Origin of the sequence: Burkholderia pyrrocinia (genome assembly GCF_018417535.1) — a bacterium.
GTDB lineage: Bacteria > Pseudomonadota > Gammaproteobacteria > Burkholderiales > Burkholderiaceae > Burkholderia > Burkholderia pyrrocinia_E.
In genome coordinates, this window is record NZ_CP070978.1 from 1,749,559 (window position 1) to 1,774,181 (window position 24,623).

21 protein-coding genes are annotated in these 24,623 nt (G+C 64.9%); 6 read left to right on the forward strand and 15 right to left on the reverse strand.

The genetic code is table 11. The annotated features are described in order from the left end of the window. Window positions 1-14: 14 nt before the first annotated feature. Entirely contained in the window at window positions 15-851 is an 837-nt protein-coding gene (locus JYG32_RS25915; protein ID WP_213265506.1) for an NAD-dependent epimerase/dehydratase family protein, read from the reverse strand. 101 nt (window positions 852-952) lie between these two features. Here JYG32_RS25915 and JYG32_RS25920 point away from each other — a divergent pair, with 101 nt between their 5' ends. Further along, a complete protein-coding gene (locus JYG32_RS25920; protein WP_174378347.1) occupies window positions 953-2,056 on the forward strand; it encodes a LacI family DNA-binding transcriptional regulator in 1,104 nt (367 codons plus the stop codon). Between the two features lie 69 nt (window positions 2,057-2,125). Here JYG32_RS25920 and JYG32_RS25925 read toward each other — a convergent pair whose 3' ends face one another. Then, window positions 2,126-3,418: an MFS transporter gene (locus JYG32_RS25925; protein WP_174378348.1), complete on the reverse strand. Its 1,293-nt coding sequence runs from the start codon at window positions 3,416-3,418 to the stop codon at window positions 2,126-2,128. A 321-nt stretch (window positions 3,419-3,739) separates the two neighbouring features. On the opposite strand from JYG32_RS25925, the gene JYG32_RS25930 reads away from it, so the two are divergent. Both JYG32_RS25930 and JYG32_RS25935 read left to right on the forward strand, forming a co-directional pair. After that, on the forward strand, window positions 3,740-5,218 hold the full coding sequence (locus JYG32_RS25930) for a DNA-3-methyladenine glycosylase 2 family protein (protein WP_213265507.1): 1,479 nt from the start codon (window positions 3,740-3,742) through the stop codon (window positions 5,216-5,218). Beyond that, window positions 5,215-5,748: a methylated-DNA--[protein]-cysteine S-methyltransferase gene (locus tag JYG32_RS25935; protein ID WP_213265508.1), complete on the forward strand. Its 534-nt coding sequence runs from the start codon at window positions 5,215-5,217 to the stop codon at window positions 5,746-5,748. The genes JYG32_RS25930 and JYG32_RS25935 overlap by 4 nt, the downstream gene beginning before the upstream one ends. A gap of 33 nt (window positions 5,749-5,781) precedes the next feature. Here the strand turns inward: JYG32_RS25935 and JYG32_RS25940 are convergent, their stop codons facing one another. Beyond that, window positions 5,782-6,600: an AraC family transcriptional regulator gene (locus tag JYG32_RS25940; protein ID WP_213265509.1), complete on the reverse strand. Its 819-nt coding sequence runs from the start codon at window positions 6,598-6,600 to the stop codon at window positions 5,782-5,784. Between the two features lie 77 nt (window positions 6,601-6,677). Between JYG32_RS25940 and panB the strand changes: the two genes are divergently transcribed. Then, on the forward strand, window positions 6,678-7,532 hold the full coding sequence (panB, locus tag JYG32_RS25945) for a 3-methyl-2-oxobutanoate hydroxymethyltransferase (protein WP_213265510.1): 855 nt from the start codon (window positions 6,678-6,680) through the stop codon (window positions 7,530-7,532). 19 nt (window positions 7,533-7,551) lie between these two features. Here the strand turns inward: panB and JYG32_RS25950 are convergent, their stop codons facing one another. After that, window positions 7,552-8,043 carry an Lrp/AsnC family transcriptional regulator gene (locus JYG32_RS25950; RefSeq protein ID WP_034181959.1) on the reverse strand — a complete coding sequence of 164 codons (492 nt, stop codon included), beginning with the start codon at window positions 8,041-8,043 and terminating at the stop codon, window positions 7,552-7,554. Between the two features lie 156 nt (window positions 8,044-8,199). Between JYG32_RS25950 and glmS the strand changes: the two genes are divergently transcribed. Then, window positions 8,200-10,029, forward strand: coding sequence for a glutamine--fructose-6-phosphate transaminase (isomerizing) (glmS, locus tag JYG32_RS25955; protein ID WP_213265511.1), 1,830 nt, complete (start codon window positions 8,200-8,202; stop codon window positions 10,027-10,029). A gap of 334 nt (window positions 10,030-10,363) precedes the next feature. Here glmS and JYG32_RS25960 read toward each other — a convergent pair whose 3' ends face one another. From JYG32_RS25960 to JYG32_RS26010, 11 genes are all read right to left on the reverse strand, one after another. Continuing rightward, window positions 10,364-11,176 carry a hypothetical protein gene (locus JYG32_RS25960; RefSeq protein WP_213265512.1) on the reverse strand — a complete coding sequence of 271 codons (813 nt, stop codon included), beginning with the start codon at window positions 11,174-11,176 and terminating at the stop codon, window positions 10,364-10,366. Window positions 11,177-11,455: 279 nt separating this feature from the next. Beyond that, window positions 11,456-12,544: a porin gene (locus JYG32_RS25965; protein ID WP_213265513.1), complete on the reverse strand. Its 1,089-nt coding sequence runs from the start codon at window positions 12,542-12,544 to the stop codon at window positions 11,456-11,458. 193 nt (window positions 12,545-12,737) lie between these two features. Continuing rightward, complete coding sequence (locus JYG32_RS25970) at window positions 12,738-13,073, reverse strand: Rieske (2Fe-2S) protein (protein ID WP_213265514.1); 336 nt, start codon at window positions 13,071-13,073, stop codon at window positions 12,738-12,740. Window positions 13,074-13,076: 3 nt separating this feature from the next. Further along, a complete protein-coding gene (locus JYG32_RS25975; protein ID WP_174378357.1) occupies window positions 13,077-13,388 on the reverse strand; it encodes a YciI family protein in 312 nt (103 codons plus the stop codon). 4 nt (window positions 13,389-13,392) lie between these two features. Beyond that, window positions 13,393-14,265: an intradiol ring-cleavage dioxygenase gene (locus tag JYG32_RS25980; RefSeq protein WP_213265515.1), complete on the reverse strand. Its 873-nt coding sequence runs from the start codon at window positions 14,263-14,265 to the stop codon at window positions 13,393-13,395. Between the two features lie 28 nt (window positions 14,266-14,293). Continuing rightward, complete coding sequence (locus JYG32_RS25985; RefSeq protein ID WP_213265516.1) at window positions 14,294-15,361, reverse strand: maleylacetate reductase; 1,068 nt, start codon at window positions 15,359-15,361, stop codon at window positions 14,294-14,296. A 7-nt stretch (window positions 15,362-15,368) separates the two neighbouring features. Beyond that, on the reverse strand, window positions 15,369-16,835 hold the full coding sequence (locus JYG32_RS25990; protein ID WP_213265517.1) for an aldehyde dehydrogenase family protein: 1,467 nt from the start codon (window positions 16,833-16,835) through the stop codon (window positions 15,369-15,371). Window positions 16,836-16,885: 50 nt separating this feature from the next. Beyond that, window positions 16,886-17,905, reverse strand: a complete 1,020-nt coding sequence (locus JYG32_RS25995) for a hydroxyquinol 1,2-dioxygenase (protein WP_213265518.1) — start codon at window positions 17,903-17,905, stop codon at window positions 16,886-16,888. A gap of 42 nt (window positions 17,906-17,947) precedes the next feature. Next, window positions 17,948-18,442 (reverse strand): hydroxyquinol 1,2-dioxygenase, encoded by a 495-nt coding sequence (locus JYG32_RS26000; RefSeq protein ID WP_213265519.1) that lies wholly within the window; start codon window positions 18,440-18,442, stop codon window positions 17,948-17,950. A 114-nt stretch (window positions 18,443-18,556) separates the two neighbouring features. Then, a complete protein-coding gene (locus JYG32_RS26005) occupies window positions 18,557-19,486 on the reverse strand; it encodes a LysR family transcriptional regulator (RefSeq protein ID WP_213265520.1) in 930 nt (309 codons plus the stop codon). Window positions 19,487-19,638: 152 nt separating this feature from the next. After that, window positions 19,639-20,892: an MFS transporter gene (locus JYG32_RS26010; RefSeq protein ID WP_213265521.1), complete on the reverse strand. Its 1,254-nt coding sequence runs from the start codon at window positions 20,890-20,892 to the stop codon at window positions 19,639-19,641. A gap of 899 nt (window positions 20,893-21,791) precedes the next feature. On the opposite strand from JYG32_RS26010, the gene JYG32_RS26015 reads away from it, so the two are divergent. Then, window positions 21,792-24,560 carry a type VI secretion system Vgr family protein gene (locus tag JYG32_RS26015; RefSeq protein ID WP_213265522.1) on the forward strand — a complete coding sequence of 923 codons (2,769 nt, stop codon included), beginning with the start codon at window positions 21,792-21,794 and terminating at the stop codon, window positions 24,558-24,560. Window positions 24,561-24,623 lie beyond the last annotated feature (63 nt).

Below are 24,623 nucleotides of genomic sequence, written 5' to 3' on the forward strand. Positions count from 1 at the left end.
GACGCCGGCGACGCTTACGACGCGTTGCGCTCCATCGGCTCGCCGACGACGAAGCCGCCGCCCTGGAATCGCTGCGCGGGATCGTCGTAGTCGGCGGTCGGCGCCGCGACCGGGAACAGCTCGGCGAACTGCTCGGAGCTGTCGCGCGGGCGGAAGCCGAGGAAGCCGACCTTCGTGTTGTCCCACCACTTCACCGGGTTGTCCGACGCGCCGTAGACGATCGCGTGCCCGACGCGGTTCGTCAGCAGCGAGCAGCGCACGAGCTCGATGAAGTCGCGATAGCTGAGGAACGTCACGAGCATGCGCGGGTTCTTCGGCACCTCGAACGACGAGCCGATCCGCAGGCACACGGTCTCGATCCCGAAGCGGTCGAAGTAGTAGCGCGACAGCGATTCGCCGAAGCACTTCGTCACGCCGTACAGGCTGTCGGGGCGCAGCGGCGAATCGGCGTCGAGCACTTCGGTGACCGGATGGAAACCGATCGCATGGTTCGAGCTCGCGAACACGACGCGCTTCACGCCGTGCTTGCGCGCGGCTTCGTACAGGTTGTACGTGCCGGTGATGTTCGCGCCGACGAGATCGTCGAACGGCACATCGACCGAAATGCCGCCAAGGTGGACGATCGCATCCACGCCGTCGACCAGCTGCATCACGGCCGGCCGGTCGGCCAGGTCGACCACGCGGGTTTCTTCATGCGCGGCCGCGTCGCCGAGCGCCGCAATGTCGCTGACGCGCACGACGTCGGCCCAGTCCGCGAGTGCGCCGCGCAACTGGCGGCCGAGGTTGCCGGCCGCACCTGTCAGCAGCAGGCGCCCGAACGGTTTGCGCGCGCCGGTGGATGAGGCGTTCATCGAATCTCCTTCTCCTTGAATCTGACCTGGACTCCGATCCAGCAATTGACCCGAATCGGAAAACGTTTTCCAACTATACGCGGGAGCGCAGCCGAACGTCAATGGTCGAACCCGTTCGCAGCCATCCGCACTTTCCCGATATCGCCCCGTGGCCGCGCGCCGCCTTTTTCTGCCACAATCCGGCGTTATCGAACGAAAACGTTACCCTTCCGATGAAAAAAGTTTCCCCGACGATCCGTGACGTGGCCGCGGAAGCCGGCGTGTCGGTCGCGACGGTATCGAAGTACGTGAACGGCACGCAGCGCTTCTCGCCGACGGTCGAAGCGCGGCTCAAGGAGGCGATCGAGCGGCTCGGCTACCGTTCGAACCCGCTCGCGCGTTCGATGATCACCGGGCGCACGCGCACCATCGGACTCGTGATCCTCGACATCAGCAACCCGCACTTCACGAACGTGGTCAAGGGCGCGAACCGGATCGCGCTGCAGCACGACTACACGCTGCTACTCGTCGATACCGAAGAGAACCAGGCACGCGAACGCTCGCTGATCGAGGCGCTTGCGCAGCGCGTCGACGGGCTGATCGTCAGCACGCGGATGCCCGACGACGAAGCCGGCTGGATGCTCGACCTCAACAAGCCGCTCGTGCTGCTGCGTCGCAGCCCCGGCCTGCCGATTCCGAGCGTCGGCATCGACAACCGGTTGTCGACCTACATGCTCGCGCGTCACCTGCTCAATCTCGGGCATACGCGCATCGCGTATCTCGGCTTCGGCACGGCACGCGTGAACGACGAACGGATCCAGGGCGCGCGCGACTGCCTCGCCGAAGCCGGGCTCACGCTCGACGTGCACGATGCGCACGCACCGACCGCCGAAGCCGGCGAGCGCGCATGCTCGCGCGTGATGCTCGGGCCGCAGCGCCCGCAGGCCGTGATCTGCTACAACGACCTGATCGCGCTCGGCTTCATGAAGGAAGCCGCGTCGCTCGGCTTCCGGCTGCCGCAGGACGTATCGGTCGCGGGCATCGACAACGTGCCGTACGGCGAATACGCGGCGCCCGCGCTGACGACCGTCGACATCCAGAGCGAGAACATGGGCGAACTCGCGATGCAGAAGCTGATCGACGCGCTCGCGGGGCGTACCGATGCGAGCTATTCGACGTTCGAGCCGCGGCTGATCATGCGCGCGTCGACGGCGGCGGCCGGTTGAATCGCCTGCCCCGCACCCCGACAAGAGAACGCGCCGCCATTGGCGGCGCGTTCGTTTGCCGACCTGCGATTACGCATCGAGTTTCGCCGGCTTCATCTTCGGCGTGAGCATCTGCATGATCGCCAGCGCGAGCAGGTACGCGAGCGCGCCGATCGCGAACAGCACCCAGTAGTGGCCCGTGCGCTGCAGCACCTGGCCGATTACTTCCGAGAACAGCACGCCGCCGATCGAACCGGCCATCCCGCCGATGCCGACCACCGACGCGACCGCGCGGCGCGGAAACAGGTCCGATGCCGTCGTGAACAGGTTCGCCGACCAGCCCTGGTGCGCGGCGGCGGCGAGACCGACGATCAGCACCGCAATCCACAGGCTCTGCACCTGCGACACGAACGCGATCGGCAGCACGCAGCAGGCGCAGATCAGCATCGCCGTCTTGCGCGCGCCGTTCACGCTCCAGCCTGCGCGCAGCAGCCTCGACGACAGCCAGCCGCCGCCGATGCTGCCGACCGTCGTCAGCGCGTAGATGCAGACGAGCGGCAGGCCGATGTGCTGCATGTCCATCCCGCGCGACTCGTTGAGCCACTTCGGCAGCCAGAACAGGTAGAACCACCACACCGGGTCGGTCAGGAACTTGCCGATCAGGAACGCCCACGTCTCGCGCTTGCGGATCAGTTCGCCCCAGCGCGGCGCACCGGCGTCCGCGTTCGCCGCGTCCATCGCTTCGGCCTCGTCGCGCGGCTCGTCGTATTCCGCGGCAAGCGCGCGCGTATCGGCCTTGCGGTAAAGCACGAGCCACACCGCGAGCCACACGATGCCGATCGCGCCGATGATCACGAACGCCGCGCGCCAGCCGTACGCCACCGCGATCGCCGGGATGATCGCCGGTGCGAACACCGCGCCGATGTTCGCGCCCGAGTTGAAGATGCCGGTGGCGAGCGCGCGTTCGCGGCGCGGGAACCACTCGGCCGTCGTCTTGATCGCGGCCGGGAAGTTGCCGCCCTCGCCGATCCCGAGCAGCGCACGCACGAACGCGAAGCCCGTCACCGAGCCGACCGCCGCGTGCAGCATCGCGGCGATGCTCCACACCAGCATCGCCAGCGCGTACGAGATGCGCGTGCCGAGCCAGTCGACGATGCGCCCGAAGCCGAGCAGGCCGAGCGCGTAGAACGCGGAAAACGCCATCACGATGCGGCCGTACTGCACCTGGCTCCAGCCGATGTCGTGCTGGAGCATCGGCGCGAGCAGGCCGAGGATCTGCCGATCCATGTAGTTGATGACGGTCGCGAAAAACAGCAGCGCACAGACGGTCCAGCGGTAGCGGCTGGCGACGGCGCGCACCGAGCCGACGACGGCAGATTGCATGAATGTCTCCGATGCGCGGCCGCGCCCGTCGCGCCGCACGATGTTCGTTGACCGGCGACCGGCGCCGGGGCGGGCGGCCGTCGCGCGCTGTCGCGTCGCGGCCGATCGCCAACCAATCTGGAAAACGTTTTTCAAAGCATAGGGCGTGTGCCGGCACCCTGTCAGTCGGGGATTTCGATGAGTCATCTCAAATGGGTCGCGGCAAAAGAGACGACTGTTTCGCAGGTTGGCATTAACCGTTTTTCCCGGATTTTCCAGCGTGCAAATTGGGGCACGGCCACCGAACCACAGGTCCGATTCCAGCCAGAATCGGTGACGGGGATGGTTTACAGTCGTTTCATGCGCCTCGATCCCGACACCTGCTACGACGCCCTGCTTGCGCGGAACCGCCGCTTCGACGGCTGGTTCTTCGTCGGCGTCGCGACGACGGGCGTGTATTGCCGCCCCGTCTGCCCCGTGAAGCCGCCGAAGGCGCAGAACTGCAGCTACTACCCGACCGCCGCGGCCGCCGAGAAAGCCGGCTTCCGGCCGTGCATGCGCTGCCGCCCCGAGCTCGCGCCCGGCCACGGGCTGCTCGACCTGTCCGGCAATCTCGCCGACGCGGCCGCCACGCTGATCGAGGACGGTTTCCTGAACGCACATTCCGTCGACGCGCTCGCGCAGCGGGTCGGCGTGACCGAACGCCACCTGCGCCGGATCTTCGCCGCGCAGTTCGGCGTGTCGCCGGTCGAATTCGCGCAGACGCACCGGCTGTTGATGGCCAAGCGGCTGCTGACCGATACCGCGCTGCCGGTGGCCGTCGTGGCGTCGACGGCCGGGTTCGGCAGCGTGCGGCGCTTCAACGACCTGTTCCGGCAGCGCTACGGCCTCAATCCGCTGCGTCTTCGCAAGGGGGCCGGCGCGTCCGCCGAGGGCGACATGACGTTTCCGCTACCGTACCGGCCGCCGTTCGCGTGGGCCGACCTGATGCGCTTTCTCGCGCAGCGGCAGATCGACGGCGTCGAGCGGATCGACGCGCAAGGCTATGCGCGTGTCGTCGAATTGCCGAATCGAAACGATGGTGGCCGCGTAACCGGGTGGTTATCCGTCACGCACGTGCCGCAACGCTTCGCGCTGGCCGTCACCGTGTCGCCCGCACTGACGCCGGTCGTGCCGGCCGTGCTCGCGCGCGTGCGGCGGCTGTTCGATCTCGACAGCCGCCCCGACGTGATCGACGCGCATCTCGGCGCACTCGCGAGCGGCTCGCCCGGCCTGCGCGTGCCCGGCGCGTTCGACGGCCTCGAAATCGCACTTCGCGCGATCGCGGGCGAACAGCTCGCGGCGGCGGCGCATGCGAGTACCGTGCTGGCACGCATCGCCGAACGCTTCGGCACATCGGTGGACGGCGCGCCGCCGGGGCTGACGCACACGCTGCCTGCCGCGGCGACGCTGGCCGGCCTGCCGCCGGCAGCCCTCGAGGCACTCGGGATCGCGCGCGAAACGGCACAGGCGATCGTGTCGCTCGCACGCGCGATCGCCGACGGCACGCTCGCGCTCGAACCGATGGCGCCGCTCGACGCGACGCTCGCCGCGCTGCGCGCGATGCCCGGCTTCGACGAGCGCGCGGTGCAGTACGTCGCGATGCGTGCGATGGCCTGGCCGAATGCGTTTCCTGCCGACGATGCGTTGCTTTCCGTGCGCACCGAACACACCGAACGCACGCGCATGCCATCATCCGCGCCTCATGCCGCGCGCTGGGCGCCGTGGCGCGCGTATGCCGCACTGCATGTGTGGCGCCTTCATGGAGATGTATTGCGATGACTCCCGCTCACCTGATTCCGAGCCCGCTGGGCGACATCGCCGTGCGCATCGAGGACGATGCGCTGACCGGCCTGTTCTTCGTCGGCCAGAAATATTTCCCGTCGCTTGCGATCGCGCACGAAGCAGACGCGCGCGTCGCGTCGCCGATCGCGCGCAAGGTGGCGGAAGAAATCGCGGAATACTTCACCGGCACGCGCGAAACGTTCTCGGTGCCGATCCACCTGCGCGGCACGACGTTTCAGCGGCGTGTGTGGAAGGAACTGCTCGCGATTCCGTTCGGTGAACTCGTGTCGTACGGGGACATCACCGAACGCGTCGGGTTGCCGATGAGCGGCGCGCGCGCCGTGGGCGGCGCGGTCGGCCGGAACCCGGTGTCGATCATCGTGCCGTGCCATCGTGTGGTCGGCGCGTCGGGCAGCCTGACCGGTTATGCGGGCGGCATCGACCGCAAGCGCGCGCTGCTGTCGCTCGAAGGCGCAGGGTTCGAGCGCGGCGCACATCATCCGGTGCAGGCAGCGCTCGCGTTCTGAGTGACGGTGCGCGGGGCGGCACGCGTTGCCGCGTCACGCAGTCAATACCGGCCGGCGCGCTTCACGCTTCGCATACGCACCGGGCGTCACGCGGAATTTCGCCTGGAACAGCGCGATGAACGACGACGTCGAGTCGTAGCCCAGTTGTGCAGCCACCGCACCGATCGGCTCGCCGGCATCGAGCAGCGGCAGCGATGCGAGCAGCCGCACGGCCTGCCGCCATTCGGTGAACGACAGCCCCGTGTCCTGCCGGAACAGCCGCGACAACGTGCGTCGCGTCGCGCCGACCTGATGGCCCCATTCGTCGAGACTGCGCGTATCGCCCGGATACACATGCAACGCGCGTGCGATTTTCAGCAGACGCGGATCGCGCGGCAGCGGCACCGTCAGCGGCGCCGGCCGCATCCGTGCAATCCGGTCGGCGATCAGGCACACGAGCGCGCCGTCCGGCCCCGTCTCGTCGTAGTTCACCGGCAATTCGGCCGTGGCGATCACCAGCTCGCGCAGCAGCGGCGTCATGCAGAGAATCGTGCAATCGTCGTTCGCATCGCTGCGTGCGATCGCGTCGTCGAGATACAGGCTGTGGAACGCGACGCAATCGCGCGTCGTCACCGCATGCGGCACATGCGGCGGAATCCACATCGCGTAGTGCGGCGGCAGCAGATGCCGGCCCGACGGCGTCGACACCTCGAGCACGCCGCTCGTCGCATACATCAGCTGGGCCCACGGATGACTGTGCGCGTCGACGCTCGCGTTGCCGGGAATCCCGAACGCACGCACGTACAGCGGCCTCGGCAGGCGCGCCATCGGCGGTACTGCCCAGGGGTCACCCGATTGTCCCGCCAGCAACATAAGACGTCCTCCGAAGGTCATTGCACGAACGAGCGCGATGCTACCGTGACGGCTCTTCTTTCACACGGCTTCCGTTCATGAGCGCTCATACCCGCACCACCCGCAAGACCGTCACCGCGATCCGTTCGACCAAAGGCATCGGCAGCCTCGTGTCGCTGACCGCGTATTCCGCGCCGATGGCGAAGCTGGTCGACGACGTGGCCGACGTGATCATCGTCGGCGACTCCGTCGGCATGGTGCTGTACGGGATGCCCGATACGCTGCGCGTCACGCTCGACATGATGATTGCACACGGCGCGGCCGTCGTACGCGGCGCCGCGCAGGCGTGCGTCGCCGTCGACCTGCCGTTCTCGACATACCAGGAATCGCCCGCGCAAGCCTATCGCTCCGCCGCGCGGCTGCTCGCCGAAACCGGCGCGCAGGCCGTGAAGCTCGAAGGCGGCAGCGAGATGGCCGACACGATCCGCTTCCTGACCGAGCGCGGCATACCGGTGATGGCGCATGTCGGCCTCATGCCGCAGCAGGCCAACGCGACGGGCGGCTTCCGCGCGCAGGGGATGGACCCGCGTTCGGCCGCACAGGTGTTCGACGCCGCATGCGCAGCCGAGCGCGCCGGCGCGTTCAGCGTCGTCATCGAAGGCACCGCCGAAGCGCTCGCGCGCCATCTGACTGAAACGCTGACAATCCCGACGATCGGCATCGGCGCATCGCCCGCGTGCGACGGGCAAGTGCTCGTGACCGAGGACATGATCGGCGCATTCGATGCGTACACGCCGCGCTTCGTGAAGCGTTACGCGGATGCGAATGCGGTGATGCGCGACGCGATCCGTCAGTACGCGCACGACGTGCGGCAGCGCGTGTTTCCGGAACCGGCGCATTGCTTCGGGTACGGCAAGCCGCTGCAACTGACGGACGCGGCCGCCGCCGAATAATGCCGCTCGAACGACGCGATCACGCGCGCTTGCGCATCGCATGCGCGACCCGCGCGTTCGCCTCGAACTTCGCGCGATGCGTCGAGAAGAACGTTCGCACGTTGCGAACGTTCGATGCGCCGGTGAACAGCCGCCGCGCGAATTCGTCGTATTCGGCGACGTCGGCCAGATCGGCCACCACCACGAAATCGGGCCCCGGCGACACGCGGTAGCACTGCGTGACGGCCGGCTCCGCGCACACGTACGCTTCGAACGCGTCGTAGTCTTCGGCCGTCTGCCGGTCGAGGCTGATTTCGATCAGCGCGGTGACGGCCGTACCGATCGCGACCGGATCGAGCACCGCGACCTGCCGGCGGATCACGCCCGCTTCCGTCAGCCGGCGCACGCGGCGCATGCAGGTAGGCGGCGACGACAACGCGCGCTCGGCCAGTTGCAGGTTCGACACCGACGCATCGTCCTGCAGGATCGCGAGGATGCGCAGGTCGAGATCGTCGAGGGTGATGCCGGCCATCGGCGGCTCCTTCCGGTCAGGATTTGAAATTTAATTTCAAGATGATAGACGATCTACTGTTCGTTTCATTTACTGTGATATTTTGAAATTTAATTCCAATCTACCACCTCTACCATCGCTCTCACTGATCCAGACAGGACATTTACGGAGCGCGATATGTGTGGAATTGTCGGGGCGGTCGCCCAGCGGGACATCCTGCCGAACCTGGTCGACGGCCTGAAGCGGCTCGAATACCGCGGCTACGATTCGTGCGGCGTCGTGGTCTACCGCGACCGTGCGCTGGCGCGCGCCCGCAGCGTCGATCGCGTCGCCAACCTGCAGCGCGAGATCGCCGAGCATGCGCTGTCGGGATACACCGGCATCGCGCATACGCGCTGGGCCACGCATGGCGCGCCGGTCACGCTCAACGCGCATCCGCACTTCTCGCCGAGCGACGCCAACGCGCGCATCGCGCTGTCGCACAACGGGATCATCGAGAACTGCGACCAGTTGCGCGTGGAACTGCAGGCGCACGGCTACGTGTTCGCGAGCCAGACCGACAGCGAGGCGATCGCGCACCTGATCGACCATCTGTACGACGGCGACCTGTTCGATGCGGTCCGGCGCGCGGTCGCAAGGCTGCGCGGCAGCTACGCGATCGCGGTGATGTGCCGCGACGAGCCGCACCGGATCGTCGGCGCGCGCGACGGGATGCCGCTCGTGGTCGGCGTCGGCGAAGGCGAGAATTTCCTCGCGTCCGACGCGATCGCGTTGTCGGGCATCACCGATCGCATCGCGTACCTGGAGAACGGCGACGTCGCCGATATCCAGTTGCATCGCTACTGGATCGTCGATGCGCGCGGCCAGCGCGTCGAACGCGCGGTGCAGCGGGTGGCCGCGCATAGCGGCGCGGCCGATCTCGGGTCGTATCGCTACTACATGCAGAAGGAGATCTTCGAGCAGCCGCAGGCGGTGGCCGATACGCTGCTCGACGTCGCGTCGATCATGCCCGAGCTGTTCGGCGACGGTGCATGGCGCGTGTTCAACGATGTCGATTCGGTGCTGCTGCTCGCGTGCGGCGGCAGCTATCACGCGGCGCTGACCGCGAAGTACTGGATCGAGAGCATCGCGAAGCTGCCGGCGAGCGTTGAAATTGCCAGCGAGTTTCGTTATCGCGACAGCGTGCCGAATCCGCGCACGCTCGTCGTCGCGGTGTCGCAGAGCGGCGAGACGGCCGACGTGCTCGGCGCCGTGCATGTCGCGAAGCGCAGCGGGATGATGCATACGCTCGCGATCTGCAACGTCGCGACGAGTGCGTTGATGCGCGAATGTGCGCTGCAGTTCGTGACGCGTGCGGGGATCGAGATCGGGGTGGCTTCGACGAAGGCGTTCACGACGCAGCTCGTTGCATTGTTCTTGCTGACGTTGTCGCTTGCTCAGGTGCGCGGGCGGTTGAGCGACGAAGAAGAGAAGGCGCATCTGCGTGCGCTGCGGCACCTGCCCGATGCGATGTCGAAGGTGCTCGCGCTGGAGCCGCAGATCATGGCGTGGTCGGAACTGCTCGCGCGGCGCGACAACATGCTGTTTCTCGGGCGCGGGATGCATTATCCGATCGCGCTCGAGGGTGCGCTGAAGATGAAGGAGATTTCTTATATTCACGCGGAGGCTTATCCGGCGGGGGAGCTGAAGCATGGGCCGCTTGCGCTCGTCAGTAACGAGATGCCGGTGATTGCGGTTGCGCCGAACGACATGCTGCTGGAAAAGCTCAGGTCGAACATGCATGAGGTCAGTGCGCGAAACGGGCGGCTTTTTGTCTTTGCGGATGTGGACTGCGGGTTGGTGCCGAGTGACGGGATCGAGGTGATCCGGCTCAACGAATACTACGGGCCGCTTTCGCCGATTCTGCATACGGTGCCGATGCAACTACTGGCGTATCACGCTGCGTTGGCGCGGGGGACGGATATTGATAAGCCGAGGAATCTGGCTAAGTCGGTGACGGTGGAGTGATGACACCTGTTCTATGGAGAGCACGAATATGCCTTGGCGGACCACAACTGGGAGAAGGGGCTCGCCTCCCACTTGTCCGGCCAATCAAAGCTTTCCTAACTTTGCAATGGCGACCCAGCCGCGGTTCTTCGCGTCGCGAACCCAGAGCGACGCATCGCCCCCTTGACAGCGACATACCGGAACATTGGTGCATTTCGCGCACGGTTGTATTGTTTCGACCGGACGCCGACTACACCGCGGTCGCACGCATTCGTGCAGAGGATCGGCGTCGAAGCACGGGACATGCGTACACGCCGGAAGCCGGTCAAGATCATCGCCTCGTACAGGAAAAACGCTACTTCGACAGACGCAGTTTCTTCGACAGCACGACACCGGTCGACGGACTCACCAGCCAGATGCCATGGAGATCCATGTGCAACCTGGAGATCCTGGTCGTAATGTCCGTCGGCTCGTCAATGCTCGGATCGACATGCTCGATTTGTTCGGTCAGGTAAGGCCGAACCAGGCGCCCGGAAAAAACGAGTGCGAAGTCGCCATGCGTTTGGGCGTACACGGCGGGCGAAAGCCGCATGCGGCCACGAACCGTGGACATTTTGCCTTTCCCGGACTCGAGTTCGATGATGTCGATCTGCTGGATGTACCCTTTTGCCTTCGCTTCGGGTGCAATCACGAGCCCTCGCCCTCGTGGCCCCGTCGTAACCTTTCTGAGCAGGATGCCCGTCCGGTCGTCGCGCTCTGCGTCGAACAGGTCGACGTCCAGCGTCAATAGGTGCCGCTGTTGCCGGTACCTCAGCCCGTACCGCACCGGCACGACGAACGTCACGTCACGATCCAGATCGACGGCCGCCAGGTCGGGATTCGGGCCATGCCGGCCGGCAGCACCGGAGACCAGGCCGCGAACCCGGTTGCTCAAGGAAGGCGGGATGGTGCTGATGTGCTGCTTCTTCAGGGCATCCCGAATTGCAACCGGGTCGTCGCCGACAATCGGTCGTGCGGGTGACGTGTCGTGATTGACGGCGGACGCGATGCGCGTCGTGCCGTCGACAGCCTCCGCCTCTGCATGCGCCGCGACTGGCGCCAGCATCATCGTCAAGGTGACAACGCACACGAAGTTCGAACGACCCAACTTGGATTTCCGGTGAAACACGGCGAACTCCTGATTTTCTCGCAGAGCGGTCAACGACGAGCACTATAGAGCGGAACGATCGGCAACGCATCCACTGCTTGAATTCATCGATGGCCGGCGCGTCTCATCGTAAGCTCATTGTCGGCCCGGCAGCAGGTCAACGGGCACACTCCCGTGTTGCTCGGGCGACAACAATCGACTGGAAGCGAGCGGCGGCGCACATGTCGACATGTCGCCGCGCGACCAGTCCGGCGGCGGGCGGACCTTGACGCAAGTTCCGCCCGCCGCCCCACCCCACAATCAAAACACCGTATGCAACCCCACCCGCGCCACCGTCTGGCTCGCCGAACTTGAAGCCCCATTCGGATCCAGCACGCCATTAACCTGCGCATTCGCGCCGCTATTCGCCCGCTGATAATCAGCCGACACATAGACCATCGTCCGTTTCGACAACAGGTATTGAAGCGCCACGCTGAACTGATGAGCATGGTTATTGCTCACCGCTTCATTACCCTTCATGTACATGTATTTCGCCCCCAGGACGACGTCCGGCCTGACCCGCCATACCCCACCGGCTTCGGCCATCCACACGCCGGCATCGTTGAACGAATTCCGAACGGTAGTCACCAGCGCACTCGCAGTCACGACACCAAAGTCGTAATGCATCCCGACGCCCCAGTTCCGCACGCTGGTCGACGGCGTGCCCGGCGCCGGACCGTACTTCTCGTTCGTGTAGGCCGCGCCCACCCCGAAAGCCCCCACCTCATAGTTCAACCCGGCGCTGACGGCATTGTCCGCGCCGATCGCGCCGGCCACCCCACCGAACGCATACATCACGCCGCCGGACAAACCCGCGACCGTCGGCGAACTGTATTTGACGGAATTCGCGATCGGCTTGCTGCCTGCCGTGCGATCCCAATCGAACGCACCGGTCGGATTGCCCGGCAGCGCGAGGCGCTGGAACGGGCCATTCCGAAAGCCGTATAGCCCATTGATGTCCCTCGCAATCGCATTTCCCTTGGAAAAGAGGGAATCCACCATGAAGTCGTACTGATTGCCCAGCGTGATGCTGCCGAACCGGTCGCTCTCGAGGCCCACGTATGCATTGCGTCCGAAAATTCCGGACCCGATGATGGCGCCGTTCGCCATCGAGAACTGGTTCACAAGCGCGAACGTCGCGCGATACCCGCCGCCGAGATCTTCCGTGCCGCGGAAGCCGAAAAGGTTGGGCGCGAATATGCCGTCGTCGAATTTGACGTTCTTTCCGCCGCCCTCGTTGCTGACATACGTGATGCCGGAGTCAATCAAACCGAACATCGTCACGCTGCTCTGTGCCCATGCGCCCTGCGCTACGGCAAGAATCGCCACTGCTCCAAACCTGAGTTTCATTCAGTCTCCGTCTTTTTATGGAAGTGCGAGCCTGCCACCCCCTACGTGGCGGGTGCTCACCCAATGCTTCGTATGACAACGCCTTCATTCCGGCAGATACAAAGATTCCGAAAATATGCTTAGTTTTACTTATTTATAAATATGGAAATCGCCGTATGGAATGGTCCCACCCTTACTGATCAGAACGCTCGAATCAGGCGCCTCGACTGACCACCCAAGCAGTGGCATCCACCTCCACATCCACGGCTTCCAGCGCAGATCCCGAGCATGGTCCGTCGATACACACACCATCATCGAACCGGAACAGCGCGCTGTGATGTGCACACATCAATACCTGCGACCGGTAGCAGGAAACATTGCCCGGTACAAAATCGAGCGGCACCGAAAAATGCGGGCAACGATTCACGTAGGCCCATACCTGCTCGCCTCGCCGCACCACGATGACGGGGCGTCCGATGCATGCTTCGTCGACGACCCGCGCGCCGCCGTCAGGCACATCGGAAAAGCGGCAGAGTTGCGTTGCGCCCATGATTCACACTCTCTGCTCGGGGTTTCCCAGGCTCCAGTCCCACGGCCGCACTTCCACGCGCGAGAACAACCCCTCCTTCACATACGGATCGTTTCCGACGAATTGCATCACCGCATGGATGTCGTCCGCCTCCACGACGAGCAGCGTTCCGTTCATCGCGTCGCCCTGAGGGTCCAGCGTCGGGCCGCCGAGCCGCACATACACGCCGTGCTGCGCAGCCGAGCGCAGGTAGCTTCGATGACTCGGCCGCACGCGGTCGCGCACCTCGCGCATGCCGGGCTGGTCCGTCGCAAACACCGCGAAAAATCGAGCCATTTGGTCAGCTCCTGTCGAGGACGAAGTCGTACGTCGCTTCGCGGTACGGGCCGTTAAGGCCGATCTGACGGGCGAGCGCGTCATGCGCGGCGCGCTGGCGATACGCAACCATCAGCGACGGCTTCACGCCGAAAACGGCGTCCGACTTCAGATACGGATCGTCCTCGTCGAACAGATGCGTGACGAGCGTACGGAACCCCGGCGCGTCGATCATGAAGTGCAGATGCGCGGGCCGCCACGGATGGCGGCCGGTGGCGTCGAGCATCTTCCCGACCGGGCCGTCGGTCGGAATGGGATAGCTGACCGGCAGAATCGTCGTGATCGCGTAACGGCCTTCGGCATCGGTCCGGTAGCGGCCGCGCAGGTTGCCGTGCGGTTGCGCCGTGTCCTGCCCGGAATACATGCCGTTCTCCGCCGTCTGCCACACGTCGAGCACCGCGTCCGTCACCGGAGCGCCGTCGGTGGTCAGCACGCGACCGTGCACGACGACCGGTGCGCCCGGCGTGAGTGCCATGTTCTCGCCATACGCACGCTCCGGCATCCCCTTGATATAGAACGGGCCGAACACCGTCGTTTCCGTTGTGCCGGTGGCGAAGCGATGGTTGATCGCATCGACGAGCATCGAGACGCCGAGCGTGTCCGACAACAGGATGAACTCCTGGCGCACCACGTCGTCGCACATCTTCCCCGTCTCGGTCAGGAAGCGAATCGCCGCCATCCACTCGGCCTCCGTCAGTTCCGTCTCGCGTACGAACGCATGAAGATGCCGCACGAGGCTCTGCATCAGCGTGCGCAGGCGCGGGTTCGGCGTGCCGTCGAAGCTCGCGACGACCTGCTCGGTCAGCCTCGTGTCGCCGTCATGGTGGTCGTTCATCACGTTTGTCTCCGCTTGCGCGTCCGGCCATTCAATGCGGTGCGCGCCCTTCCCACGCGTCCTGGAGCAACGCGCGAATCGCCGCGCGCTCGATCGGCCGCGGGTTCGCATACGGGTTCCGGCACGCGAGGTCGGCCGCTTCGTCGAGGCCTTCCTGCGGCATCCCGATGTCGGCGAGCACCGGCGCGATGCCGAGCTGCTCGTTCAACCTGAACAGCAGCGGGCCGGCTTCCGCTGCATCGTTCCCGCCCAGCGCCCGCGCGACGCGGCGCAGCGCGTCGGGTGCAGCGGCGTGGTTGTAGTGCGCGGTATGCGGCAACATCGCCGCGTGCGTCTGCGCGTGCGGCAGGTTGAAGGTGCCGCCGAGCGTGTGACAGAGCTTGTGGTGCAACGCCATGCCGACCGCGCCAAGGCAGGTTCCCGCGAGCCAGGCACCATACAACGCGCGGCTGCGCATCGTTCGGTCTTCCGGATCGCGCACCACGACCGGCAATGCTTCGCCGAGCGCGCGAATCGATTCTTCGGCCATCAGGCTGATCACCGGGTTCGCGTCTTCCGCATAGAGCGCCTCGACCGCGTGCGCCATCGCATTGACGCCGGACGCCGCCGAAATGCCCGGCGGCAGCGACAACGTCAACGACGGGTCGTAGAGCACGGTACGCGGCAGCACGCGTGCGTCGCGCCCGGTGCGCTTCAGCCGGCCTTCGGTGAGACCGAAGATCGGCGTCATCTCCGAACCGGCGTAAGTCGTCGGCACGGCCAGGATCGGCAGCGACGATTCGAGCGCAATGGCCTTGCCCAACCCGATCGTCGAACCGCCGCCGATCGCGATGCAACAGTCCGCGCCCAGCTCGGCGGCCATCTCGCGCGCGGCGCGCGCGACTTCGACCGGAACGTGCATGACCGCCTGCGCGCACACGCCGGCCGCGCGCTCGCCGAGCACCTCCTTCACTCGGTCGGCAAGCGGCCGCTGCTCGGGCGTGGACAGGATGAGCGCGCGGTGCGCGCCGAGCGTCGACAGCTCGTCCGGCAGCCTGGCGAGCGCACCCCATTCGAACACCACGCGGGAAGGCGTGCCTTGATAGACGAAGCGTTCCATGAAAGCCTCAGCGCTTGAAGTGCGGCGGCACGTTGCCGTCGACATTGACCCATACCGAGCGCGCTTCCGTGTAGTCGTGCATCGCCTCGAAGCCCATCTCGCGGCCGTAGCCCGACTTGCCCACGCCGCCGAACGGGCTGCCCGGATTGACGCGCTTGTAGCAGTTGATCCAGCACATGCCCGCATTGATCTGCGACGCCATCTTGTGCGCACGCGAGAGGTCCTTGGTCCAGAGGCCGCTGCCCAGCCCGTATTCCGTCGCGTTGGCGATGGCAAGCGCTTCCTCGTCGCTGCCGAAGCGCAGCACGGTGACGAACGGACCGAACACTTCCTCCTGCGCGACGCGGTCGGTCGCGCTTTTGGCTTCGATGACCGTCGGGCGCACATAGTAGCCATTGGCGAGCGCCGGATCTTGCGGCGCGCTGCCGCCGGCGAGCACGCGGCCGCCCTGCTCGCGCGCGACGTCGACGAACGACAGCACGCGCTCGAGGTGCTGCTTCGACGTCAGCGGGCCCATCTCGGTATCGGCGTCGAGCGGGTTGCCGATCCGGATCGACGATGCGAGTGCGACGAAGCGCTCGAGGAACGCGTCCGCGATGCGTTCGTGCAGCACGAGACGCGAACCCGCGATACACGCCTGCCCCTGGTTGTGAAAGATCGCCCAAGCGGCGCCGTTGATGGCGGCATCGAGGTCGGCATCGTCGAAGACGATGTTGGCGCCCTTGCCGCCCAGCTCCAGTTGAACGCGCTTCAGGTTGCCCTGCGACGCTTCGACGATCCGGCGGCCGGTCGCCGTCGAACCGGTGAACGCGATCTTCCCGACGCCCGGGTGTTCGGCGAGCCGCTGGCCGGCCGTATGCCCGTAGCCGGGGACGATATTGACGACGCCCGCGGGGAACCCGACCTCGGCCATCAGTTCGACGATGCGCAACGTCGACAACGGCGTGATTTCCGACGGCTTGAGCACCACCGTGTTGCCGGCGGCCAGCGCCGGACCCATCTTCCAGCTCGTGAACATCAACGGAAAATTCCACGGCACGATCTGGCCGACGACGCCGATCGGCGCGCGCTGCACATAGTTCAGAAAGCCGGTTTCGACGGGAATTACCGAACCCTGGAGCTTGTCGGCCATGCCGCCGAAGTAGCGGAAGCAGGCGGCCGTGCGCGGCACGTCGAGCGAGCGCGAATCGCGAATCGGGTGGCCGGTGTCCAGCGATTCGAGCTGCGCCAGCTCCTCCGCATTGGCCTCGATCGCATCGGCCAGGCGCAGCAGCAGCCGGCCGCGCTCGGCTGCCGGCATGGCCGACCATTTCGGGAACGCGCGGGTCGCGGCTTCGACGGCCAGATCCACGTCCGCCGCGGTGGCCGCAGCGATCTTCGCGATGACGGAGCCGTCGTGAGGATTCAGCACGTCGATCGTGCCGCGGTCGACGGCGTCAACGAAGCGCCCGTCGATGAAGAGTTGGGTTTGCATGAATCGTCCTCGATATAGTGCTGAATCTGAATCTGAAGCTGAAGCGCTGCCTAGAACGCGATCGGATACGGAGCCAGCTCGCCGCTCTCGTAGCGTTGCGGCAGGTCCGGCGTCGCGTTTTCCCAGACCAGCAGCATCGAACGCTTCGTGGAATAGCCCTGATGCCGGATGTCGGCGGGCATCGCGCAAATGTCGCCGGCGCGCATCGTGACGCGTGCCCGCGGCGCGCCGGTGTTCTTGTCGCCGATGTCCCACACGATTTCGTCGGACAGTTGCAGGAACCATTCGACGCGATCGTTGCCGTGGAAGACCGGCAGGATGAATTCCTCGGTGGTCGGGCAGAACAGGCTGCGCCCGCACACCGACGTGACCGACGGATTCCATGTCACGTCCGAGCGCGACAGATACTTGAACAGGTTGAACGCGTGAAGCTCGCCTTCGAAGCCCGGCTCGACATGCACCTCCGGCTCGTCCTGGGCGACATCGAGGAACGCGCGGTTGACCGGCGGGTCGTCGCGCAGCGGCGAGTCGCCTTCGAGGCCCGGCATGCGGCGCGTCGCGATCCGCGTGCGCTCGATGGCCGACCCGTTTTCGCCGTGCTTGCGCCCGAATGCCGTGCCCGTTTCCTCGGGCGCCGCGAACGGGTCGAAGCCTTCGTTCGTCCAGTCGTGCAGCATTGCCTTGAAGGTCGCCATGATCGTCGGCGTTTCGAAGGTCTCGGTGTAGTCGACCCCGGCGTCTTTCAGGATGCCGTTGAAGGTGCCCGCATACATGTCCACCTTGCCGTAGTGATTGCGCGTGCCGAACACGTGATCGAAATTCACCCAGCCGTAGAAGAAGCCCCACGCCACGTCGCGCATCATCGCGCGCAGGAACGCGTCCGCCGGCATCGCATGCGTGCGCGTCTGGCCTTTCGCGGGCCAGCTGATCTTCACGAAATATTCGTCGCGCTGGAACGCGAATTCGCCGAGCTGGAAGCGGCGGTAGCCGGTGACCGCATCGGCCTCCGTGGATCGCACCAGATCGGCTGCAAAGCCCGCGGAAGGGTCGAGGGTTTCGAGGGTGGCCATAACGTGTCTCCTGGGGTAGTCGAATGTGAGCGGTCGGAAGGGTCAGTGCAGGCAGATCTCGGCCCACTTCTCGACGGACAGCTCGCCGAGGATGGTCTGCACGAGCGCGACACCCGGCTTGCCGGCGACGAAGCGATACGCACAGCCGGCCGGCAGCAGCGCCTGATGTCCGTTGCGCAGGACGACGTACCCCATGTTGCGGCCGGCCGGTTGCGTGCCGGCGCTGACGGTGCCGCGGCCCGATGCCGGCGGCGTGTCGAGCTTGATGAATTCGATCCGGACTTCGCCATCCATCTGGATCGTGAACTCGTCATGGGCGCACGCGAACCAGGGCGACTGGCCCTCGGTCCTCATCACTTCGATCACGTATTCGAGATTCTTGCCGGCGACGACCTTTTCGTAAGGGGCCGACTTCGCTGCCACGTCGAAGACGTTCGAGAATGCGTAGTGCTGGGCGCTGCCGCTGGTGATTTCGATCTCGCCCTTCCTGTAGCTGTCGAGCGAGCCAAAGACGGTGTGGAATGCCGTGTCGGTCATTGCTGTCTCCTGAGTTGAACTGCTTGTTGGATTCAACTCTAGGGGCAAGGAACAGCGGCAACAAGGCAACGGATGGCGATTACGGCATTTGCGTTTCGCGAATAATCGCGCGATTCACCGCACCCAGCCACGCTCCAGCAGCGGAAGATCCCACGGGGACTCGGCGCCGATGTATTCGGCGAGGAATTCGACCAGAGCCTTCACCTTCAACGCCTGTCGCTGCGTTGCGGGATAAACGGCGGCAAAGCTCAGCGGCGCGAGCTGGTAGTCGGTCAGGATCGGCACCAGCCGGCCCGCGACGAGCGCGTCGCTCGCCACCAGCGTCGGCAGGCAAACGATGCCGCCGCCGGTCAGCGCGTACTCGCGCAGCAGGTGAACGGAGTTCGAGCGAATCATGCCCGGCAGCTCCATTTCGACGACCTCGTCGTCGCGCGTCATCGTCCAGCGATTGCGCGACGGATAACCCGAATACAGCGCGGTGGTGTGCTGCAGCAAATCGCGCGGATGTTGTGGTGCACCATGCGCTTCGAGGTAAGCGGGTGACGCGCAGAAGAGACGCCTGACCGTGAACAGCCGTCGCTCGATCAGCGACTCGGAAATCGGCGGAAAGATCTGGAACGCGATGTCGAACCCTTCTTCGACAGGGTCCACGACACGATCGTTGACGATGACGTCGAGCTGGATGCCCGGGTAGCGTCGATTGAATTCGACCAGCGGCGCGCCGAAGTGATCGAGCGCGAAACCGGGCAGCATCTGGATGCGCAGCCGCCCGGTCGGCGTGGCGCGAAGCTCGCGCATCTGGTCCGTCAACTCGTTGACGCGCCCCACCACCTCGGCGCACTCGCGATAGAACGCTTCGCCCACTTCGGACAAGCGCACGTGGCGCGTGCTGCGATGAAACAGCGGCGCATTGACGAACTTCTCGAGCTGCTGGATGCGGTTCGTCACGACCGAACTCGTCACACCAAGCTGCCGCGCCGCCTCGGCGAAGCTGCTCGCCTCGGCGACTCTTACGAATGCCTCGATGCTCAGAAACCGGTCCATACTGCGCCCTTTTTCGACAGCGAAGTCACCAGTCTACCTGTAGCGGGCCATGGGCTGCGTCATGCGAAAGGCGTCACTGTGTCGCCCAAACGATGTCAATCGCGGAGCGAAGCGCACCGGCACCGGCGTTCGCCGGCACGCCCGCGCGGCTATTACCTCGGCTGCTTGCCGGCCGCCAGTTCCGGTTGCGCGACCACGCGACGCTGCAGCACGGCAGGCGCGGTTTCCTTCAACAGCATGCTGACCAGGATGCCCAGCACGACCGCGCACATCGGCAACCACAGAATGTTCTGGATACCGAAGTGTGCGGCGACGTAGCCGCCCATCGCCGGCGCGATGCCGCCGCCGAATATCTCGCCGACGCCGACCACCACGCCGATGGACGTCGACACGAGGCCGACGGGCGCCGCCTCGGTCGCGACCGGGCCGGACAGCAGCGATACCAGCCCGAGCGTAAAGAACGACGCGACGAACAGGACGCCGAACAACGCGAGCGGCTGCGGGCCGAGGCCGCGGAAGATATAGAGCATCAAGGCCGTTCCCGCGAAGCCGACGATACTCGCGAGGCGGCGGCCGACCAGATCGGAGAGGCCGGGCAACCCGAACTGCCCGAGAAAACCGCCGAAGCCGATCGCCGAAACCACGAGGCCCATCTTCTGCGTGCCGAGCGACAGGTAATCCGTCAGGTACAGCGGCAGCAGCGCGCCGAGCACGAAGACGCCGGTCATCGCGCAGCACAGTGCGGCCATCGCGACGAGGATGTTGCGGCTCTTGAGCACATGGCCGAGCGAAGCCGGCGCGTGTTCCGACGCAACCGCCTTCGTGACCTTCGGCTCGCGGATGACGAAGAACATGATCGCGCCGAGGATCAGGCCGGGAATCGCCACCAGCGCAAAGACCCAGCGCCACGACACGAAGCCGAGCAACTGCGTGGCAATGATCGGGGACAGCGCCAGTCCGAACAGCGCGAAGCCGCTTTGTTGCAGGCCGAGATTCAGGCCGCGCCGCCGCGGATGCGACGCGTCGGCCGTCGCCGCGAAACTCGTCGGACAGAACGAGCCTTCAGCGACGCCCATCAGCCCGCGAATCGCCATCAGCCCGAGCAGGCCGCCCGCGAGCCCCGAAAAGCCGGACAGCAGCGAGAACGCGATGATGGCCGGAATGAGCACCTTCCTCCGGCCGATCTTGTCCGAGATACCACCCATCAGCGCCGCGAAGACGCCCCACGACAGGCCGAGCACGCCGATGCAGTTGCCGACGTCCTGCGCGGTCAGGTTGAGGTCCTTCATGATCGAAGGGAACAGCGGCGCGATGAGCCAGCGGTCGAGGCCGACCAGCCCGAAACCGAGCGCCAGCAGCGTCACCGCCTTCCATTCATAGGAGGTATCCCACTCGTTTGCTTTCATTTCCGTCTCCGTGGACGCCGGTTCGCCTGCGCGCGCCGCAGCGCCTGCGCATGAGCCAGGTCCGATGTCTTTTGTGTGCGACGCGAATCGCGACGAAGTGCCGGCCGCCTTTCCGGTTTCAGGCGTCGAATTCAATCAGCCGACGCCCGAACGATAGGTGCAAGGCCGCGGATCCGGTATGGAACAACCGGCGAACGCGCCATTCGCGAAATGCAAATAATCGGGAGGGGTGGGCGAAAGTGTCGGTGGGGAAGCATGGAGTGAATCGGCGCGGCGTTGAAAATGACGCTCGCGCACGCGTTACGGGGAAATCCCTCATGGACATCGAAGAATCGGTGTATTGCCCCGTTTACGCCCTGCCTGCATACGACCCGGCAAGCTCGGCGCCAACGTGTTCGATCCGGATATATGGCACGACTCATCCTGCACCACCCGACGGCGCTACCGGTGTGAACCCTGCGGCAGGCGTTTTTTGACTGTACATGCTCGAACAGACACGCACGGCAAGTGCACGAGCACGATCCTGTTCTGGCCCCTTCCGATACTGCAATGTGCCGATGTCCATTCTGAATTGGGAAAAGCCTGATTTTTAATATTGACGATCCCATTCGGTTTCGACGAAAAAACCAGCCATCGCGGTGCGACGACCCGAAAAGAACAGATACGAATATCACCGAATATGTTCGATATAGGACTTTTATTAACAGATCCACCTCAACAAAAACGTCAAATACTGTTTCTTAACGCACGATTTTTCATCTCAAAATATCAATACGTATTGAAACCGATATAAGTTTGATATTCTCCGCGTCGAAATTACGAACGCCATCGTTTTATCGAACCGAGAGTCCGATTCGAACAAGTCCGAATCCGGAAAAAATAATAACGAGATTGCCGTCATGTCGATAGCAGCAACACTTCGAAACTTTGCGTCCGGTCGTGTCGACTGGAACAAGCGGCCGGTCGCCCTTCATTTCGGGCAGGCGCAGCGCGCAGTCGGCCATCTGCTGGCGCTCCATCATGCCGATATCCGCGAAGGGTTGATGTCGGGAATCGACGGGTACCTGACCTGCGTTTCCACGCGCGATCATCTGTCGCCCACGCTGTTTCTCGGCCTGCCTGTATCGGTCCGGCTAACAACCGACCGGGGCGACGTGCGGACGATCAATGCGATCGTGCGGGACGTGCACATGGGTCAATCCGACGGCGAGCTGACGGTGTACCAGTTGCGCGTCTGTGATGCGCTTTCGTTGATGGACCGCCGCACCAACTCCCGCGTATTCCGATCGCGGAGCGTCATCGAGATTCTTGCCACGCTGATGAACGAATGGCGACAACGCAGCGCCGCACTCGCGCGTGCATTCGATTTCGATCTGTCGGGATTGGGAGCCGAGCGCTATCCGGTACGCGAACTGACGCGGCAGGTCAACGAGTCGGACGCGCGCTTTGTGCGCCGACTGCTGCGGCGCGAAGGCATCACGGTTTTTGCGAAGGCCGGGCCGGTCGGAGGGGCACGCAGCATTGTCGACGACCGGCCGATTCACACGCTCGTATTCTGCGATAACCCGCTTCGATTGGCGGAATCGCCGGCCGGTGCCGTGCGTCTTCACCCGCGCGATGCGGGAACCGAGCAACGCGATACCGTGACGCTGTTCGCGCATTGTCAAAGCCTGTCCCCCGGCAAAGCCAGCCGTCCGTCGTGGGACTACAAGAAAGCCCGCGTAGACGAATCCGCCATCGCAACCGGCATCCATCAGGGCGACGCCGGCAACGACCTTGCCCGATTGCTGACCGATGTTGCGATCGACATTCCGCACGTCGGCGATTCGTGGAACGATCACGACCGCCTCACACACGACCGGATACTGGCCCACCAGTTCGACGCGGAGCGCTACGACGGCCTGAGTAGCGTGCGCGATATGCCGGTCGGTCACTGGTTCACGCTGACGGGCGACCCCGAACTGGACATGAAGCTGGCCGACCAGCGGCAGTTCGTCGTTACGTCGGTTCGGCACGATATCTGGAACAACCTGCCGAAAGACCTGACGGGCCGCGTGATCGAACTATTCGCGGCGAGCCGGAACCTCACGCAAACCGCACCGCCCGCACCGGCCGATGCGTCGGAACAGACGGACACGCGCTACGAGAACAGCTTCACGTGCGTGCGGCGCGGTGTGCCGCTCAAGCCGCCCTACGATCCGAAAACCGACCTCCCGCCGGCTCACCTGCTGACCGGCACGATCGTGGGCACGCAGGGGGAAGAAGTGTTTTGCGACGCAGCCGGCCGCGTGCGCGTGCGGCTTCACGGCTTCGATCCGGCGGATCATGCGCACGCGCAAGGTGCCGGAACGAACGGTTCGGCCGGTGACAGTGCGCCGATACGTGTCGGGACGAGTCTGGCGGGCAAATACTTCGGTGCGCTCTTCCTGCCTCGGGTCGGGATGGAAGTCTTGCTCGGGTGCCTGTCGGGCGATCCAGACCGTTTGGTCATCATCGGGGTTTTGAGCAACGGGGCGAACCCGCCCGCGGCCTTCAGCGATACCGGCGCGCTACCAGGCAACCGCTACTTGTCCGGGATCAAGACCAAGGAAATCAACGGCGATCGGTACAACCAGCTTCGCCTGGACGATACGCCATCGCAAATCTCGGCGCAGTTGGCGAGCGAACACGCGCATACCCAATTGAATCTGGGGTACCTGACGCAGCCCCGGAAGGATGGACACGGAAGCCATCGTGGCGAAGGTGCGGAACTGCGCACCGACGCCGCGGCGGCGTTGCGGGCCGCCCAAGGCATTCTGTTATCGACCTATGCGCGCACACGCGCGACCGGTGGTCAGCTTGATCGCGATGAACTGATTCACTTGCTCGACCAGTGCACGGAACTCTTCAAATCGCTCGGCGACTATGCCGGCCAGCATGGCGGACAGTCCGCCGATACCGCCGGTCAGGACAAGCTCGCCGATGCGTTCCGTCACTGGGCGCCCAGCGGCTCGAATTCCGGTGCGACCGAGGACACATCCGCATTGATGGCGTTCGGCGCGCAGGCAGGGGCGCTGCACGTCACTCCTAAAACGCATGTCGTATATGCGGGCGAGAACGTTAACCAGATCGCACAGCAACACGTGCAAATCACCAGCGGCGAGCGCATCAATCTGCATGGCGGGCATGGCATCGCGATGTTCGCGCACAGCGACGGTGTGTCGGCGATCGCGAATCAGGGAAAGGTGACGATCCAGTCGCAGAACGACGACACGCAGGTGGATTCGGCGAAGAACATTCAATTGACTGCGGCCGGCGGCGCGCTTACCGGCATGGCAAACGATCGAGTGGTGCTCGTCACGTCGGGCGGCGCGTATCTCAAGCTTGACGGCGGCAACATCGAACTCGGTTGCCCCGGCACCTTCACGGTGAAGTCGGCGGGCCACTTATGGGGTGATCCGGCCAGCATGGACACCGATATGCCGAAGTTCGACAAAGCCCCGCTTGGCCGCGTGCCGAAACTCGTTCGCGCGACCGATGGCGATGCGGTGGCAGGCTTCGACGGGCAAATTCTGAAGGCGTCCGGGGCGTTGTCGAACCTGACGACCGACGCGGCCGGCGAACTGCCGGCGGTCCATGCCGACCGGTTCGAGAAACTGGCGGTGCAGTTCATCAAGAAGAACGTTTAAGACGATGGCCGACTCGTTTCTCGATCCTCGACCGGTAGCGGACGCGCGCACCGACGAACCCAC